Here is a 17,307-nt window from a genome sequence, read left to right as displayed (position 1 = left end):
GGGAGGGGGCTTGCCCCCGATGAGGCCATCAACAACACCCCATAACAACAAGGAGGACCCCGTGAGCGTAATCAGTAAATCGATCCTCCTGGTCGACGACGACCAGGAAATCCGCGAATTGCTGCAGACCTACCTCAGTCGCGCCGGTTTCCAGGTGCGTGGGGTGCCGGATGGCGCGGGGTTCCGCCAGGCGATGAACGAGGCGCCGTGCGACCTGGTCATCCTCGATGTGATGTTGCCGGACGAAGACGGTTTCAGCCTTTGCCGCTGGATCCGCCAGCACCCGCGCCAGGCGCAGGTGCCGATCATCATGCTCACCGCCAGTTCCGACGAGGCCGACCGTGTGATCGGCCTGGAGCTGGGCGCCGACGACTACATCGGCAAACCCTTCAGCCCTCGCGAGTTGCAAGCGCGGATCAAGGCCTTGTTGCGCCGTTGCCAGTTCGGCCAGGAGCGCAGCAACGGCGGCGAAGTGCTGGTATTCGATGAGTGGCGGCTGGATATGATCAGCCACCGCCTGTTCCATGTGGACGGCGAAGAAGTGATCCTCTCCGGGGCCGATTTCGCCCTGCTCAAATTGTTTCTCGACCACCCGCAGCAGATTCTCGACCGTGACACCATCGGCAATGCTACCCGGGGTCGCGACCTGATGCCGTTGGATCGCATCGTCGACATGGCCGTCAGCCGCCTGCGCCAACGCCTGCGCGACACCGAAAAGCCCCCTCGTCTGATCCGCACCGTGCGGGGCAGTGGTTATCAACTGGCAGCCAGCGTGGTTGCCGGCAATGTCCACTGAACATTTGACCGAACACCGCCGGCGTTTCCCGGTGCCGCGTTCGCTGCTGGGGCGCATGCTGCTGCTGACGCTGCTGGCGGTGCTGTTCGCCCAGGCGCTGTCCAGCGTGATCTGGGTCTCGCAATTGCGCGCCACCCAGCTCGAAGGCCTGGTCACCAGCGCCCGCAGCCTGGCGCATTCGATGACCGCCAGCGTGAGTTATTTCCGCTCGTTGCCGGTGGCCTACCGCCCACTGGTGCTCGATCAACTGCGCAGCATGGGCGGCACGCGTTTCGTGGTGACCCTCAATGACCGCCCGCTGGACATGGCCATCCTGCCGCAGACCCCGCGTAAACAGGCGGTGCTTGAAGCGGTGGATGAGGTGCTGAAGCAGACCCTCGGCGCCGATGTGCATATGTCGGTGGAGTTCGTCAGCGCCGAAGACCTGCGCATCTTCAATGCCGGCCTGAAACTCGATGAGCTGCCGCGTTCCTGGGCTCACTACGCGCTGACCCTGGAACCGGTGAACCCGCCGGTGCTGGTCACCCAGATCCAGCTCGCCCCGGGCGAATGGTTGTATATCGCCTCGCTGTTGCCCGAGCCCTACACCAGCCTTGAAGAACAAGGCCTGCCGTCCCAGCAGGTGTGGTTTATCGTGCTGACCAGCGGTTTCCTGTTGCTGTTCATCGGCCTGCTGGTGCACTGGCAAAGCCGGCCGCTCAAGCGTTTGGCGCGGGCGGCGCGGGATATGTCCCTGGGCGCCGACGTGGAACCGGTGGCCGAAGGCGGTGGCAGCGAAGTGGTGGAAGTGGGCCGTGCCTTCAATGCCATGCGTGAGCGCATCAGCCGTTACCTGACCGAGCGTAGCCAGTTGTTCAGTGCGATTTCCCACGACTTGCGCACACCGATCACCCGCCTGCGCCTGCGCGTGGAACTGCTGGAAGACGAAAACCTGCAAACCAAGTTCGGCCGCGACCTGGATGAACTGGAGTTGCTGGTGAAGGGCGCGCTGCAATGTGTGAAAGACACGGACATCCACGAAAACATCGAGCCGGTGGACCTCAACCATGTGCTCGAATGCCTGGTGGAGCCTTACGTGGCACCCAACGGCAACGGCCGGGTCACGCTGAACGGTGCAGCCCTGGCGGCGTATCCGGGCAAGCCGCTGGCGCTCAAACGTTGCATTGGCAACCTGATCGACAATGCCTTGAAGTACGGGCAGAACGCTCATCTGCACATCGAGGACGATGGCGCGGAGTTCGTCCTGCATGTGGACGACGAGGGGCCTGGCGTGCCGGAGCAGCGGTTGGAGCAAGTATTCGAGCCACACTTCCGCCTGGCGGGGCAGCAACAGGGTTACGGCTTGGGCCTGGGGATTGCGCGCAACATTGCGCACAGCCATGGCGGTGAAGTGAGTTTGCAGAATTTGCGTGAGGGTGGGTTGCGGGTGACGTTGCAGCTGCCGCGCGGATTAGACTGAACAAAAGCGGTCAACGTGTGGGAGGGGGCTTGCCCCCGATGACAGTGTGTCAGTCAGCTTAGTCTGTAGCTGACCCACCGCAATCGGGGGCAAGCCCCCTCCCACATTTTGATCTTCATTGGTTCAGATGCTCTGGCGCAACCGGGCCAGGTCACGCAACGGCGGCGCGCCAAACAACCGGCTGTATTCCCGGCTGAATTGCGATGGGCTTTCATACCCCACCCGATACCCCGCCGCCGACGCTTCCAACCCTTCGGCAATCATCAAGCGCCGTGCCTCCTGCAATCGCAACTGCTTCTGGTATTGCAACGGGCTCATGGCGGTGATCGCCTTGAAACGGTGGTGCAGGGTCGAGACGCTCAGGTTCACTTCCTTGGCGAGGTCATCGATGCGCAGCGGTTGTTCGTAGTTGCCGTTCAACCACTTGATCGCCTGGCTGACCCGATGGCTCTGACTGTTGGCCACGGCGATTTCATACAGCCGATAACCCTGCGGGCCGCGCAACAGGCGATAAAGAATCTCGCGGTTGATCAACGGCGCGAGCATGGCGATGTCTTTCGGCGTATCCAACAGGCGGGCCAATCGCAGTACGGCGTCCAGCAGTTGACCGTCGATGCGATCGACGTACATGCCGCGAGAAGTCGGGCGCGACGGCACGCCCATTGGGCCTGCTTCTGCGATCAGGGCTGTCAGTTGCGCCGGATCGATATTGATGCGCACCGAAAGGTTCGGGTCTTCCGGCGTGGCATCGATGATCCGCCCGGCCACCGGCATCGCCACCGAGAACACCAGGTAGTTGAGCGGGTCGTAGGCAAAGATCTCGTCGGCCAGGCGGACTTCCTTGCTGCCACTGGCCAGGATGCACAGGGCCGGTTCCACCAGCACCGGCATGAAGTCGCGCGGGGTGTTGTGGCGGTTCAGAAACAGAGTGGTGATGGCCGTACCGTAGGAGCCGTCCTCCCAGGTATGCCGGTGCACGATGCTGGCCAGTTCGGCGCGCTGTTTTTCCATCTCGGCGTCGAGGGGGATGGCTTTATGTTCGGGCGACGACATGGAACGTCCTCTAGGGGCTACTTCGATGGGTTCAGCTTAGCGGCGGCTTTTCAAACAGTGTTACGTCGATTCTGCACAATCCTTGCCTGATCCTGCGATACATCGTGAATCAGGCAATCGCGGCACCTGTCATCTCCCTGAAATAAGGCGTTGGGCCCTGGAATAAAACCGCTGTGCCGAACGTCCTCCCTACGCTTCTCGCAGGATTGTGCAATAAGCCGACAGGAATTGACTAACCGCGCGACTACCCGCGCCGTTATCTTTGATCCTGTGGCAACACGCCCTCACAGTGCTTGCCGAGCATCACTTCTCAACGGGAGAGTCGAACATGTCCACCCCCATTCCCGCGAGCCATATGGCCTTTATCCGCGCCCGCACCGGGTGCAGCACCGAACTCGGTGCACGCTTGAGCAGTTTGATCGAACCGGGCCGCCAGGCTCAGGGTTGCCTGCAATTCTCGTTGCAGCATTCCCAGGTCGATCCCGATGTATGGTTGATCTCCGGTTTCTGGAGCAGCGAACAGGCGATGAGCGCCTACTTCAATTCTCCAGCGCTGATGATCTTTACCGAGCTGTTGAACGACATGGTCGTGCGCAGCATGGACTTCCAGACCTTTACCGATGCATCCGCCGCACACGCCTACGGCGAGTACCTGCAACTCGCCGGCTGAAGGTCTAGAATGGCCGACTTTCCATTGGCCAGGACCTGCAACATGGCACGTAAACAATTTGCCCACCACGAAGCCGTATCCGCCGTAGTACCGGGTGAAGGGGGCTACAGCGCCGCCGTCGCCGTCAAGGCACTCGATGGCATGGGGGCCCCGCAGTTTCACAAAATCCTGGACGGACAGACGTTCAAGACGGCCGCCGATGCCGATGATGCAGCCACCGTGCAGCTTGAACGGCTGATCGGTGTGGATGAAGAGGGGCAGCTGACCTGGGCGAGCGCCGCCAACTGAGCAACGCCGACAATCCAATGTGGGAGGGGGCTTGCCCCCGATAGCAGTGTGTCAGTCAACAACGATGTTGGATGTGCCATTGCCATCGGGGGCAAGCCCCCTCCCACGTTTTATTGTGTTTCAGTCAAGGTTTGCCGGCGCCTGGGCGATACATCTTGAACAGGGCCTCCGGCCCCAACTGGAAGTAATCCGCCGGTCCGCCACCGCGCAAAATCGGCTCGGCGGCGGCGGTGTCGTAGATGCCATCCTTGAGCAGCCACTTGGCGATATGCACCGCGACCACCTCGCCCAGCACCAGCCAGCTCGGCACCAATGCCTTGTCGGCACGTTGCAGCTGGATGATCTGCGTCACCTTGCATTCGAACGACACCGGGCTCTCGCCCACCCGCGGTACACCAACGATCTTCGAGGCCACTGGGGTCAGCCCGGACAATTCGAATTCATTCACGTCCGGTGATACCGGGGCACAACTCTGGTTCATCTGCTCGGCCAACGGGCGGTTGGCCAGGTTCCACACAAACTCGCCGGTCTGCTCGATGTTGTTCAGGCTGTCTTTGCGCCCGACGCTGGAGAATCCAATGATCGGCGGAATGTAGTTGAACGCATTGAAAAAACTGTAGGGCGCCAGGTTCAGGCGGCCTTCGCGGTCGTGGGACGAAATCCAGCCGATCGGCCGTGGACCGACGATGGCATTGAACGGGTCATGGGGCAGGCCGTGGCCGTTGGCGGGTTCGTAGAAGTGGATATCGTCGGGCATGGCCGGGGTTCCTGCAGTGGTCGTCGATGAAGTGGCCATACTATGGAATTTTCATTCATCGCCCACCTATTTTTCACAGCTCCACCGTCAGTCTGCGCCCACTGTCGACAACCCGATAAGTCGGCCTATTGAGAGACTGAGCTTTGGAGCCTTCCCCTTTATGAATAAACTTCCTCAGATCACCCTGGCGTTCTGGGTCATGAAAATCTGCGCGACCACCCTGGGCGAAACCGCCGGGGATTTGCTGTCGATGACCCTCAATGTCGGTTATGCCATCAGTTCGATGATGCTGATCAGCGTGTTCCTGATCACCCTGGTGACGCAACTGCGCTCGAAAACCTACAACCCGGTGCTGTACTGGATCGTGATTTTGTCCACCAGCACCGCAGGCACCACCATGTCGGATTTCATGGACCGCACCTTGGGGCTGGGTTATGCCGCGGGCTCCATGATCCTGGTCGCGATCCTGATGATCATCTTCGCGTTGTGGCACCTCAGCGGCGATTCGCTGAACGTGAACAAGGTGCAGACCTTCCGGGGTGAGTTGTTCTACTGGATGGCCATCCTGTTCTCCAACACCTTGGGCACCGCGTTGGGCGATTTCCTGGCAGATGACTCAGGGCTGGGTTTTGCCGGCGGCGCGTTGTTGATCGGCTCGGCGATTGCGGCGGTGGTGGCACTCAAATACTTCACCAGGATTTCTTCAGTGCTGTTGTTCTGGGTGGCGTTTGTACTGACCCGGCCGTTCGGCGCGACCTTGGGTGACTTCCTTACCAAGCCCCATGAAAAGGGCGGGTTGGATTTCGGCACCATCGGTTCGTCGGCAGTTTTGGCGGCGGTGTTGGTGGTGATGATTGCGGGGGCGTCGTACGCGCAGCGGAGGTACGGACGTAAGGCGATAGCCGAGTTGTCCTGACTCAACCTGTGGGAGGGGCTTGCCCCCTCCCACAGGGTTGACTGCAACTGACGTTTAGTCGGTGGTAATGCGCGAGTGTTTGCGGGTGTCCTTCATGGTCACGTAGACCACCAGCGACACCGCGATGCACGCGGTCACGTACCAGTAGTAACCGGTTTCCATGCCGATGCTCTTGAACCACAGCGCGATGTATTCAGCGGTGCCGCCGAAGATCGACACTGTCAGCGCATACGGCAGGCCCACGCCCAGCGCACGGATTTCGGTGGGGAACAACTCGGCCTTCACCACGGCGTTGATCGAGGTATAGCCGCTGACGATGATCAGTGCCGCCATGATCAGGAAGAACGCACCCCACCAGGTCTGGATGGTGTGCAGGGTGGTGAGGATCGGCACGGTGAACAGGGTGCCGAGGATGCCGAAGGCGATCAGGATCGGCCGCCGGCCGATCTTATCCGACAGCCCGCCGACAATGGGTTGCAGGCACATGAACAGGAACAGCGTCGCCGCCGAGATGGTGGTGGAGTCGGAAATGCTCATGCCGACGGTGTTCACCAGGTACTTCTGCATGTAGGTGGTGTAGGTGTAGAACGCCAGCGTACCGCCCATGGTCAGGCCGACCACGGTCAGCAGTTCCTTGGGGTGGCGCATCAAGGTGCGCATCGCGCTTTCCTTGGCTTTTTCCTTCTTGGTGAACGACTCGGTTTCTTCCATACCGCGCCGCAGGTACAGCGCAACCACCGCGCAGAGGGCACCGATGGCGAACGGGATACGCCAGCCCCAGGCATACAGTTGCTCGGTGGTCAGCAGTTGTTGCAACACGATCAGCACCGCCAGGGCGATGAGCTGGCCGGAGATCAGGGTCACGTACTGGAAGCTGGAGTAGAAACCACGACGTTCCTTGGTCGCCATCTCGCTGAGGTACGTGGCGGAGGTGCCGTATTCGCCGCCGACCGACAGCCCCTGCAGCAAACGGGCAAAGACCAGCAGGATCGGCGCACCGATACCAATGATTTCATAGCCCGGGCTCAGGGCAATCAGCAGCGAGCCGAAGCACATCAGGTAGACCGAGGCCATCAAGGCTTTTTTACGGCCGACCTTGTCGGCGTACAGGCCCATCAGCCAGCCACCGATCGGGCGCATCAAAAAGCCCACGGCGAAGATCGCGGCGGTGTTGAGCAGTTGGGCGGTGGTGTCGCCTTTGGGGAAGAAGGTCTTGGCGAAGTACAGCGAGAAAGCGGCGTAGACGTACCAGTCGTACCACTCGACCATGTTGCCGACGGAACCACTGAAAATCGATTTGATGCGGCTGGAGGTAGTGCGCTCTTTCGTCGGCGCGGCCGCCGACCCCAGAGGCAGGGCGTTGGAGTTATCCATTGAAGGATCCTTCATCTAGTTGTTTTTATGGAGCGGCGCGTGCGCAGCCTGGCTCGAGCTATAGCAGGAGCTGTGCCAGGTGGATGAAGGCCCGGCCTAGAAGGGTTTGGTGATTTTTTTGAGCGGAAAGTCGCTGATGATTTTCAGGGGGGTGAGCGGAAATCCGCTTATGGCTGCTGTCCTCATCGGGGGCAAGCCCCCTCCCACACTTGAGCGCGTTCACAAATCAAAATGTGGGAGGGGGCTTGCCCCCGATAGCGGCCTGCCAGTCAACACAAAGATTCGCCTAGAGAAACATCTCCCGCACCAACCCATGCCGCTGCATCTTCTCATTGAAGGTACGACGCGGCAGTTGCAGCTCGGCCAGTACTGCCTTGATATCGCCCTTGTGTCGGGTCAGCGCGGCTTTCAGGCAGTGCGCTTCGAAGGCCTCTTGCTGTGCGGCCAGGGACTGTCCGGCCTCGATGCCTTCCGGTTCCGGGTCGCCAAGGCCCAGCACCTGGCGTTCGGCGACGTTGGCCAACTCGCGCACGTTGCCCGGCCAGTCATGGCTGAGCAAGCGCCCCAACTGCGCGCCGCTCAATGGCTCGACGCTGCGGCCCAGGCGTTCGGCGGCACTCTGTGCAAAGTGATCGAACAGCAACGGGATATCTTCGCGACGCTCACGCAGGGGCGGCAGGCGCAATTGCGCGACGTTCAATCGATACGCCAGGTCTTCGCGAAAGCGCCCGGCGCGGGCTTCTTCCAGCAGGTCCGGCTTGGTGGCGGCGATGATGCGCAGGTCCACGTGGATGCTCTGGTTGGAGCCCAGCCGCTCCAGCTTCTGCTCCTGCAGCACACGCAGCAGTTTTACCTGCTGGGCCAGCGGCATGCTTTCGATTTCATCGAGGAACAACGTGCCGCCGTGGGCGTATTCCAGTTTACCGATGCGCTTGCCCTGGGCGCCGGTAAAAGCGCCGCTTTCGTGACCAAACAGCTCGGCCTCGAACAACTGCTCCGGGATCGCCGCGCAATTGAGCGCTACAAAAGGCTTCTTTGACCGAGGGCCGAAATCATGCAGGCACCGCGCGACCATTTCCTTGCCGCTGCCGGTCTCGCCACGGATCAGCACGTTGACCGGCAGGCTCGCCAGGTCCAGCACCTGGCGACGCAAGGTCTGCAAGCTTCGGGATACGCCCAGCAGTGTCGATTCCAATTGCGCCCGATGATCGGCCTGTTGGTGCAGGCGACGGTTTTCCAGGATCAGCCCGCGCTTGTCCAAAGCACGGCGCAGGCTGTTGAGCAGGGCATCGGGGCTGAAGGGTTTTTCGAGGAAGTCGTAGGCGCCATCGCGCATGGCTTCGACCGCCATCGGTACATCGCCATGGCCGGTGAGCAGAATCACCGGCAAATCGGCATCACGGCGTCGCACTTCGGCCAGCAGCTCCAGGCCGCTGAGCCCCGGCATACGCACGTCGCTGAGGATCACGCCGGGGAAATCACGGGGCAGTTGCGCCAGGCATTCGTCGGCGCGGCTGAACAACTGCACCTCAAAGCCTGACAGGCTCAGCCATTGCTCGACGGCCGTGCGGATGCTGGCTTCGTCATCGACCACAATCACAGCGTTCAACATAGGTCGGGCGTCTCCAGCGCGATGGGTAGAGTCAGGGTAAATACCGCACCGTCGCCACGGTTGCCGGCGATCAGGCGACCGCCCAATTCGTGCACGATAGCGTAGGACACTGCCAGCCCCAAGCCGAGCCCGTCACCCACCGGCTTGGTGGTAAAGAACGGGTCGAACACACTGTTCAGGTGTTCTTCGGCAATCCCGCCGCCGCTGTCGCTGACCGTCAGTTGCCACAGCTGCTGATCGGCGTGCAGGCGGATTTCCAGGCGTTTGCGCGGTTTGTCGGCCATGGCGTCGAGGGCGTTGCGCAGCAGGTTGATCAGCACCTGCTCCAGGCGGATGGCATCGCCGCGCACCCAGGCAGGTCGGGTCAGGTCCAGCACCACGCCGATCGCCTCATCGCGCAGGCGGGCGTCAAGCAGGTGCAGGGACTGGTCGACCACGGTGGCCAGGTCCAGGCGTTCACGCAGGCCGCTCGGGCTTTTGCGCGCGAAGGTCTTGAGGTGGCCGGTGAGGGCGGCCATGCGCGTGAGCATATCGTCGAGTGGCGTGAGGGCCTGGTAGGCGTCGTCGACGCGGCCGTGATCCAGCAGCAGGCGCAAGGTGGCCAACTGCATGCGCTGGGCTGTCAGCGGCTGATTGATCTCATGGGCGAGGGCGGCGGACATCTGCCCCAGCGCCGCCAATTTGGCCGATTGCACCAGGCCATCCTGCGCGGTGCGCAACGCCTGGGTGCGTTCTTCCACCAGTTGCTCAAGCTCTTCGCGACTGCGCTGGCGCAAGCGGGCCAGGCGCCAGCGTTGGGTCAGGAACAGCACTAGGAATACCAACGCCAGCCAGGAACCGGCGGCCGCCAGGCCGGCGTTGCGTTGATCTTCAAAGGCGAACTGGGGCTTGCGCAACAGGTGCAGGGTCCAGCCTTCGGCTTTCAGCGGCAAGGACTCCCAGATGTAATTGGCATTGCCGTCCGGGCCGTTGACGCGCATCAGGTGGCTGTTTTCGTCAAAGCGCTGCAGGGTCTGGGTCTCCAGCGCCTGCAGTTGTTTTTTGTCGTATTGGCGGGTGGCTTTCAGCTCGGCGAGGTCGTTGGCCGACAACGGACGCAGGTTGCGATAACGCCAGCCGGGCTGGTTGGCGATAAACACGATGCCCCGCGCATCGCTGACCAGCAGCAAATCATTGCCCTGGGCCCATTCACGCTCAAGCTCGGGAAATTCCAGCTTGACCACCATGGCGCCGAGGAACTGCTCGTGTTCATCCAGCACTGCGCTGGAGAGGAAATACCCTGGGATGCCGGTCGTCACCCCCACCGCATAAAAACGCCCGGCGCCCTGGCTCAAGGTCTGGCTGAAGTAGGGCCGGAACGCATAGTTATGCCCTACATAACTGCTCGGCAGGTTCCAGTTGCTGGCGGCCACCGCCAGGCCGGTGCGGTCCATCAATTCCAGGGTGGAGGACTGCGCGGCGCCATTGATGCGTTCAAGCTTGCGGTTGAGCACGTCCTGAGTGGCGGCGTCCAGCGGGCCTTTCAACGCGCTGATCATTTCCGAGTCCAGCGCCAGCACGGCGGGTAGCGCGCGGTAGCGTTCGATCAGGGTGTGCAACGAGTTGGCATAGAGTGCCAGTTGCTGATTGGCACGGGCGGCATCGTCCACCAGGGCCTGGCGTTCGGCGTGGCGAGTGGCCAAGGCTGCGGCCAGCAGGGCACCGGCGATGATCAGCAGGGAGTAGAAGGTCAGGCGCAGGGGGCGGGGGATCGCGATCATACGGTGATGGGCAGGCACGGTAAGGGGAGTGCACCATAGCATGCACGACGTTTATGTTGGGGAGCGGCCTTCCTGTCGCGATCGGTGCTGTTGTGGCGAGCGGGCTTGTCCCGCGTTGGGCTGCGCAGCAGCCCCAATAAGGCCACCGCAGTGTGTCAGGCATATCTCGGTGGCAGGTTTCAGGGCGGCTTCGCCACCCAACGCGGGACAAGCCCGCTCGCCACAACAAGCCCAGTGGTCACGCAGAAAGCCCAGAGGTCACAACCGCCGCGTTTTCCACAGGCCATAAAAAAGGCGACTGGGCCATGGGCCGCAGTCGCCTTTATGTTTGGAGGGGAAGCGCTTACTGCACTTCTACCGCCAGGCTTTCACTGATCTTTTTCTGCCAGATGGCAGGACCGGTGATGTGCACGGATTCGCCCTTGCTGTCGACAGCAACGGTCACCGGCATGTCCTTCACGTCGAACTCGTAGATCGCTTCCATGCCCAGTTCGGCAAACGCGACTACGCGCGACTTCTTGATGGCTTGCGCCACCAGGTAAGCGGCGCCGCCGACGGCCATCAGGTACACGGCCTTGTGGTCCTTGATCGCTTCGATCGCAGTCGGGCCGCGTTCGGATTTGCCGATCATGCCCAGCAGGCCGGTTTGCTCAAGGATCTGACGGGTGAACTTGTCCATCCGCGTCGCGGTGGTCGGGCCAGCCGGGCCGACCACTTCTTCGCGTACCGGATCAACCGGGCCGACGTAGTAGATGAAGCGACCTTTCAGGTCCACCGGCAGGGTTTCGCCCTTGTTCAGCATCTCGACCATGCGCTTGTGCGCGGCGTCGCGACCGGTGAGCATCTTGCCGTTGAGCAATACGGTTTCGCCCGGCTTCCAGCTCTGTACTTCTTCCGGGGTCAGGGTGTCGAGGTTGACGCGACGGGCCGACGGGCCGGCTTCCCAGACGATTTCCGGGTAGGCGTCCAACGGTGGCGCTTCCAGCGACGCCGGGCCAGAACCGTCGAGCACAAAATGCGCGTGACGGGTGGCGGCGCAGTTGGGGATCATGCACACCGGCAGGGACGCGGCGTGGGTCGGGTAGTCCATGATCTTCACGTCGAGCACGGTGGTCAGGCCACCCAGGCCTTGGGCGCCGATGCCCAGTTGGTTGACCTTCTCGAACAGCTCCAGGCGCATCTCTTCGATACGGTTCTGCGGGCCGCGCTTTTTCAGCTCGTGGATGTCGATGGATTCCATCAACACTTCCTTGGCCATCACTGCGGCTTTCTCGGCGGTGCCGCCGATGCCGATACCCAGCATGCCCGGTGGGCACCAGCCGGCGCCCATGGTCGGAACGGTCTTGAGCACCCAGTCGACAATCGAGTCGGACGGGTTGAGCATGGCCATTTTCGACTTGTTCTCGGAACCGCCGCCCTTGGCCGCCACGTCCACTTCCACGGTGTTACCCGGGACGATGGAGTAGTGGATCACGGCCGGGGTGTTGTCCTTGGTGTTCTTACGTGCACCTGCCGGGTCGGCCAGGATGGATGCACGCAGGACGTTTTCCGGCAAGTTGTAGGCGCGACGCACGCCTTCGTTGATCATGTCGTCCAGGCCCATGGTGGCGCCATCCCAACGCACGTCCATGCCCACGCGCACGAACACGGTGACGATACCGGTGTCCTGGCAGATCGGGCGATGGCCGGTGGCGCACATGCGCGAGTTGATCAGGATCTGGGCGATGGAATCACGGGCCGCTGGCGATTCTTCGCGCAGGTAGGCTTCGTGCATGGCCTGGATGAAATCCACGGGGTGGTAGTAGGAAATGAATTGCAGGGCGTCGGCAACGCTCTGAATCAGGTCGTCTTGCTTGATCACGGTCATGAGTCGCGCTCCTCTATAAGGGAACATTCAATAAAGGTGGGCCCAGTGTTGCATCGGTCGGCTGGGTCCACCTTTCCAAGGCACGCCAAAGTGGTGCAGGCGCGACGCTAAAAAGGCGCGGCAGTATAACCCGGCGCGGTGGCCGATACACCCGACTATGGTCAAACTGTCGCAGGCATGATTCCCTGTGCGCGCCCCTTGTGACTGAGTCCTTATATGCCTGAACTGTACGTCGGCGAACGCCATTGGTCGGTAACCCCCGGCAGCAACCTGCTGGATGCCTTGAACCAGGCGGGTGTGGCCGTGCCTTACAGTTGCCGCGCCGGCAGTTGCCATGCCTGCCTGGTGCGTTGCCAGGGCGAGGTCGAAGACAAGCAGCCCGAAGCCTTGAGCCCGGCGCAGCGCCAGGACGGCTGGCGGTTGGCCTGCCAGTGTCAGGTCAGCGGCGATCTGCGGGTTGAAGCGTTTGACCCGACGCGTGATGGCTTGCCGGCCCAGGTGGTGGGTGTCGATTGGCTGAACCCGAACGTGCTGCGCCTGCGCCTGCAACCGGAGCGCGGTTTGCGTTACCGGGCTGGGCAGCACCTGGTGTTGTGGGCCGGGCAGGTGGCGCGGCCGTATTCCCTGGCGAGCTTGCCCCAGGAAGATCCATTCCTGGAGTTTCATCTCGATTGTCGCCTGCCGGGCGAATTCAGCGATCTTGCCCGGCAGTTGCAGGTGGGTGATCGGCTGCGCCTGGGTGATTTGCGCGGCGGTGCGCTGCAATATGATCCGGACTGGCAAACGCGGCCATTGTGGCTGCTGGCGTCCGGCACCGGGTTGGGGCCGTTGTGGGGCGTGTTGCGTGAGGCGCTGCGTCAGGATCACCAGGGCGCCATCCGCGTGATTCACCTGGCCCATGATGCCGAAGGCCATTATCTGGCCGAACCCTTGGCGCAGTTGGCTGCACAGCATCCAAACGTGTCGGTGGAACTGTGGACGGCGGCGCAGGTGGCCCAGGCATTGGCGCAACTGCGGCTTGTTTCGCGGCAAACGCTGGCCTTACTCTGCGGGCACCCAGCCAGCGTCGAGGCGTTTTCCAAGCGCCTGTTCCTGGCAGGATTGCCGCGTAATCAGCTGCTGGCCGATGTGTTTCTGCCTCGTGGTTGAGCGCTGATTTTTCCCGCCGCGAGACTCGTCATGACCGATACCATCCAACAGGTGCGCGAACGCGGGCTGCTGATCCTGCAGCTCAACCGTCCCGACAAGAAAAATGCTTTGACCCGTGCCATGTACACGCAATTGGCCAATGCACTGGAGCACGCCGACGCGGACGCGGATATCCGTTGCGTGCTGATCCAGGGCAGCAATGAGTGTTTCACGGCCGGCAACGACATCAGCGATTTTCTCGAACAGCCGCCCAACGACCTCGACAGCCCACCGTTTCACTTCATGAAAAGCCTGCTCAATTGCAGAAAGCCAGTGATTGCTGCCGTGGCGGGGGCTGCGGTGGGGATTGGCACAACCCTGCTGCTGCATTGTGACTTGGTGTATATCAGCCGCGATGCGCGGCTGCGCATGCCGTTCGTCAACCTGGGGCTGTGTCCGGAGTTCGGGTCCAGCCTGATTTTGCCGAGGTTGCTGGGGCACGCGAAAGCCGCCGAATTGCTGCTGCTGGGCGAGGGGTTTAGCGGCGAACAGGCAGCGGCGTGGGGGCTTGCCACCGAAGCGCTGGGCAGTGGCGAGGCTGCATTGGCCAAGGCGCGGGAAGTAGCCGAGCGTTTTGAGACCCTGGCGCCGGGGGCGGTGCAGGTCACCAAGCAGTTGATGAAGAGTGTGGATCGCGAGCAGTTGCGGCAGGTGATCGAGGAGGAGGGCGCTTTGTTCACCCAACGGTTGAAGTCGCCTGAGGCGATTGCGGCGTTGTCAGCGTTTATCACCCGGCGATGAACGTGTGGTGGTTGATCGGGCTTCATCGGGGGCAAGCCCCCTCCCACATTTGATAGGCAGCGCGGTCAAAAGGTGGGAGGGGGCTTGCCCCCGATGAGGTCCTTTGGCATCACACAACAGCTTCCCTGAAATGCAAAAAGCCCCGCCATTTTCATGGCGGGGCTTTTGTTTTTCAGCGTGTCACTCAGACCTGCGGGTCGCCCACGTGCAGGATCTTCATGCCATTGGTGCCACCGGTGGTGTGGTAGCTGTCGCCCTTGGTCAGGATGACCCAGTCGCCTTGCTCCACGACACCGCGCTTGACCAACTCGTCGATTGCCTTCTGGCTGACTTCGTTCGGTGCCAGCGAAGCCGGATCAAACGGAATGGTGTACACGCCACGGAACAGTGCCGCGCGGGCCTGGGCTTCGCGGTGCGGAGTGAACGCGTAGATCGGCACCGAGGAACGGATGCGCGACATGATCAACGGCGTGTAGCCACTTTCGGTCAAGGCGATGATCGCTTTAACGCCCGGGAAGTGGTTGGCGGTGTACATGGCGGCCAGGGCGATGCTCTGGTCGCAGCTTTCGAACACCTTGCCGATACGGTGGCTGGAGGTCTTGCTGGTCGGGTGCTTTTCGGCGCCGACGCAAATACGCGCCATGGCCTGCACGGCTTCCAGTGGGTACGGGCCGGCGGCGCTTTCGGCCGACAGCATCACAGCGTCGGTGTAGTCGAGCACGGCGTTGGCCACGTCGGACACTTCGGCGCGGGTCGGCATCGGGTTCTGGATCATCGACTCCATCATCTGGGTCGCCACGATCACCGCTTTGTTGTGGCGGCGTGCGTGCAGGATGATCTTCTTCTGGATACCGATCAGCTCGGCGTCACCGATTTCCACGCCCAGGTCGCCACGGGCAACCATCACCGCGTCGGAAGCCTTGATCAGGCCGTCGAGGGTTTCGTCGTCGGCCACGGCTTCGGCGCGTTCGATCTTCGCCACCAGCCAGGCGGTACCGCCGGCTTCGTCGCGCAGTTTGCGGGCGTATTCCATGTCGGCGGCGTCGCGCGGGAAGGACACGGCGAGGTAGTCCACTTCCATTTCAGCGGCGAGCTTGATGTCGGCCTTGTCTTTTTCAGTCAGGGCCGGTGCCGTCAAGCCACCGCCACGACGGTTGATGCCTTTGTGGTCGGACAGCGGGCCGCCGATGGTCACGGTGCAGATCAGCTCGGTGCCGGTGGCGGTATCGACGCGCATGACCACGCGGCCATCGTCCAGCAGCAGTTCGTCACCGACGCCGCAGTCCTTGACCAGGTCCGGGTAGTCGATACCCACGACTTGCTGGTTGCCTTCGGTCAGCGGGTGGCTGGTGGAGAAGGTGAAGGTGTCACCGATCTTCAGCTCGATCCGCTTGTTGGCGAATTTTGCAATACGGATTTTAGGGCCTTGCAGGTCGCCCAGCAGTGCCACGAAGCGGCCGTGCTTGGCAGCCAGGTCACGCACCAGCTTGGCGCGAGCCTTGTGCTCGTCCGGGGTGCCGTGGGAGAAGTTCAGACGGGCAACGTCCAAACCAGCCAGAATCAGCTGTTCGAGGACTTCCGGCGAGTTACTGGCCGGGCCAAGGGTGGCGACGATTTTGGTACGACGGACGGACATGCACAGACTCCTGAGTTCAAGCGCTGAGGAAGGCTACTATGCTCTTTCGTTGTAGTCATTGTTCGTTTGCACTACTTATCGATGATTGGCTTGTTTTCGCTGCGGCTGAATACGAACATCCTTGAAGATTTTCGACGAGGGGTCGATACACTGCACAAGACAGGAGAACCCTCATGCGAATTTTGCTCGTTGCTGCCCTGGCCGTCAGTGTTGTCGGCTGCACCCGTTGGTCGATGGACCATCATTTGAACAATGCCTACCGCGCCTACAAGGTCGGCGATTGCGAGCGCGTCACCCTGGAATTGTCCCAGGTCGACCGTGAAAGCCGCACGCGCCGCTATGTGCAGCCGGAGGTCTCGATGTTGCGCGGGCAGTGCCTGGAACGGCAAAAGCTGTTCGTTGATGCGGTGCAGACCTATCAATTCATCATCAATCAGTACCCGTCGAGTGAGTACGCCTATCGTGCTCGTGCGAGGCTCGATACCTTGCAGCAGCTGGGGCATTACCCCGGTGCAAGTGTCGCCCAGCCACGTCCCGCTTCGTTGTGATGATATTCGTCATTTCATAACTGGCCTGTTGCCAGTCTTGGGCTATCCTTTGGATGTTCGTTTGTACAAGTTTCCATGCAAACGAATGTGGGGCCCGGATTCGGTAGCTGTTCTGGCGGCGGACTATTGCCTGTTGTCGTACCGAGATCCATGGAGAGCGGGCGTTATTTTCTCGTTCCGAATCACTGGCACGGCCGCAGTTATGGCCACTGGATGGCGATCTCACCATGTTTACCGACCGACGGATCGAGCGGCATCAGCTACCTTATTTCCTGCAAGTGTTTAACCGACTCACCGATAAGCCCATCGGCTTTTTGGGCAATGTATCGGAAGATGGGCTGATGTTGATCAGCCAATTGCCCATGATGGTCGACGTGGATTTCGAGCTGCGCTTGAAGATTCCGGAGGCTGACGGCACCTTCCATCCAATTGATCTCACGGCTACCTGCCTGTGGAGTCACGAAGATATCAACCCCCAGCATTACGACTCCGGGTTCAGTGTGCAGCAGGCCCCGGAGGAGTATGGGCAATTGATCAACGTGTTGTTGCATTACTTCAGTTTTGATCCTTTGCAGGCTTCGGCTTAGCGGCAACCTGCTCTCGACCCGGTTCAGGGGCTTTATGCCCTGCCGTGGTCGAGTG

16 protein-coding genes are annotated in these 17,307 nt (G+C 61.4%); 9 read left to right on the top strand and 7 right to left on the bottom strand.

The window, feature by feature from the left end:
* Positions 1–61: 61 nt before the first annotated feature.
* Both M2497_RS25635 and M2497_RS25630 read left to right on the top strand, forming a co-directional pair.
* Positions 62–796 (top strand): response regulator transcription factor, encoded by a 735-nt coding sequence (locus M2497_RS25635; protein ID WP_248484085.1) that lies wholly within the window; start codon positions 62–64, stop codon positions 794–796.
* Positions 786–2,255, top strand: a complete 1,470-nt coding sequence (locus M2497_RS25630; RefSeq protein WP_248484083.1) for an ATP-binding protein — start codon at positions 786–788, stop codon at positions 2,253–2,255. The genes M2497_RS25635 and M2497_RS25630 overlap by 11 nt, the downstream gene beginning before the upstream one ends.
* Positions 2,256–2,378: 123 nt before the next feature.
* Here the strand turns inward: M2497_RS25630 and M2497_RS25625 are convergent, their stop codons facing one another.
* Positions 2,379–3,308, bottom strand: coding sequence for an AraC family transcriptional regulator (locus M2497_RS25625; RefSeq protein WP_071496502.1), 930 nt, complete (start codon positions 3,306–3,308; stop codon positions 2,379–2,381).
* A 328-nt stretch (positions 3,309–3,636) separates the two neighbouring features.
* Between M2497_RS25625 and M2497_RS25620 the strand changes: the two genes are divergently transcribed.
* Both M2497_RS25620 and M2497_RS25615 read left to right on the top strand, forming a co-directional pair.
* Positions 3,637–3,978, top strand: a complete 342-nt coding sequence (locus M2497_RS25620) for an antibiotic biosynthesis monooxygenase family protein (RefSeq protein ID WP_010208042.1) — start codon at positions 3,637–3,639, stop codon at positions 3,976–3,978.
* A 42-nt stretch (positions 3,979–4,020) separates the two neighbouring features.
* Positions 4,021–4,266 (top strand): hypothetical protein, encoded by a 246-nt coding sequence (locus tag M2497_RS25615; RefSeq protein WP_071496503.1) that lies wholly within the window; start codon positions 4,021–4,023, stop codon positions 4,264–4,266.
* A gap of 124 nt (positions 4,267–4,390) precedes the next feature.
* Here M2497_RS25615 and M2497_RS25610 read toward each other — a convergent pair whose 3' ends face one another.
* Positions 4,391–5,023, bottom strand: a complete 633-nt coding sequence (locus M2497_RS25610; protein WP_248484081.1) for a flavin reductase family protein — start codon at positions 5,021–5,023, stop codon at positions 4,391–4,393.
* 160 nt (positions 5,024–5,183) lie between these two features.
* Here M2497_RS25610 and M2497_RS25605 point away from each other — a divergent pair, with 160 nt between their 5' ends.
* The gene (locus M2497_RS25605) at positions 5,184–5,939 is read left to right on the top strand and encodes a hypothetical protein (RefSeq protein WP_248484079.1); all 756 of its coding nucleotides are present in this window, start codon (positions 5,184–5,186) and stop codon (positions 5,937–5,939) included.
* A gap of 54 nt (positions 5,940–5,993) precedes the next feature.
* Here the strand turns inward: M2497_RS25605 and M2497_RS25600 are convergent, their stop codons facing one another.
* The 4 genes from M2497_RS25600 to M2497_RS25585 form a co-directional block, all read right to left on the bottom strand.
* The gene (locus M2497_RS25600) at positions 5,994–7,313 is read right to left on the bottom strand and encodes an MFS transporter (RefSeq protein WP_058423295.1); all 1,320 of its coding nucleotides are present in this window, start codon (positions 7,311–7,313) and stop codon (positions 5,994–5,996) included.
* A gap of 286 nt (positions 7,314–7,599) precedes the next feature.
* Complete coding sequence (locus M2497_RS25595) at positions 7,600–8,925, bottom strand: sigma-54 dependent transcriptional regulator (protein ID WP_248484077.1); 1,326 nt, start codon at positions 8,923–8,925, stop codon at positions 7,600–7,602.
* A complete protein-coding gene (locus tag M2497_RS25590) occupies positions 8,919–10,685 on the bottom strand; it encodes an ATP-binding protein (RefSeq protein WP_248484075.1) in 1,767 nt (588 codons plus the stop codon). The genes M2497_RS25595 and M2497_RS25590 overlap by 7 nt, the downstream gene beginning before the upstream one ends.
* 343 nt (positions 10,686–11,028) lie before the next feature.
* Positions 11,029–12,552 carry a fumarate hydratase gene (locus M2497_RS25585; protein ID WP_010208051.1) on the bottom strand — a complete coding sequence of 508 codons (1,524 nt, stop codon included), beginning with the start codon at positions 12,550–12,552 and terminating at the stop codon, positions 11,029–11,031.
* A 216-nt stretch (positions 12,553–12,768) separates the two neighbouring features.
* On the opposite strand from M2497_RS25585, the gene M2497_RS25580 reads away from it, so the two are divergent.
* Together M2497_RS25580 and M2497_RS25575 are read left to right on the top strand one after the other, a co-directional pair.
* A complete protein-coding gene (locus tag M2497_RS25580; RefSeq protein WP_248484073.1) occupies positions 12,769–13,701 on the top strand; it encodes an iron-sulfur-binding ferredoxin reductase in 933 nt (310 codons plus the stop codon).
* A gap of 30 nt (positions 13,702–13,731) precedes the next feature.
* Positions 13,732–14,481 (top strand): enoyl-CoA hydratase-related protein, encoded by a 750-nt coding sequence (locus M2497_RS25575; protein ID WP_248484071.1) that lies wholly within the window; start codon positions 13,732–13,734, stop codon positions 14,479–14,481.
* A 184-nt stretch (positions 14,482–14,665) separates the two neighbouring features.
* Here M2497_RS25575 and pyk read toward each other — a convergent pair whose 3' ends face one another.
* Complete coding sequence (gene pyk / locus M2497_RS25570) at positions 14,666–16,117, bottom strand: pyruvate kinase (protein WP_058423290.1); 1,452 nt, start codon at positions 16,115–16,117, stop codon at positions 14,666–14,668.
* 173 nt (positions 16,118–16,290) lie between these two features.
* Here pyk and M2497_RS25565 point away from each other — a divergent pair, with 173 nt between their 5' ends.
* Both M2497_RS25565 and M2497_RS25560 read left to right on the top strand, forming a co-directional pair.
* Positions 16,291–16,665 carry a hypothetical protein gene (locus M2497_RS25565; RefSeq protein WP_071496513.1) on the top strand — a complete coding sequence of 125 codons (375 nt, stop codon included), beginning with the start codon at positions 16,291–16,293 and terminating at the stop codon, positions 16,663–16,665.
* A 227-nt stretch (positions 16,666–16,892) separates the two neighbouring features.
* Positions 16,893–17,252, top strand: a complete 360-nt coding sequence (locus M2497_RS25560; RefSeq protein ID WP_248484068.1) for a PilZ domain-containing protein — start codon at positions 16,893–16,895, stop codon at positions 17,250–17,252.
* The last annotated feature ends 55 nt before the right edge of the window (positions 17,253–17,307 follow it).

The sequence above is a fragment of the Pseudomonas sp. CYM-20-01 genome, assembly GCF_023169845.1.
GTDB lineage: Bacteria > Pseudomonadota > Gammaproteobacteria > Pseudomonadales > Pseudomonadaceae > Aquipseudomonas > Aquipseudomonas azotoformans.
This window is presented reverse-complemented; position numbering and strand designations above follow the sequence as displayed.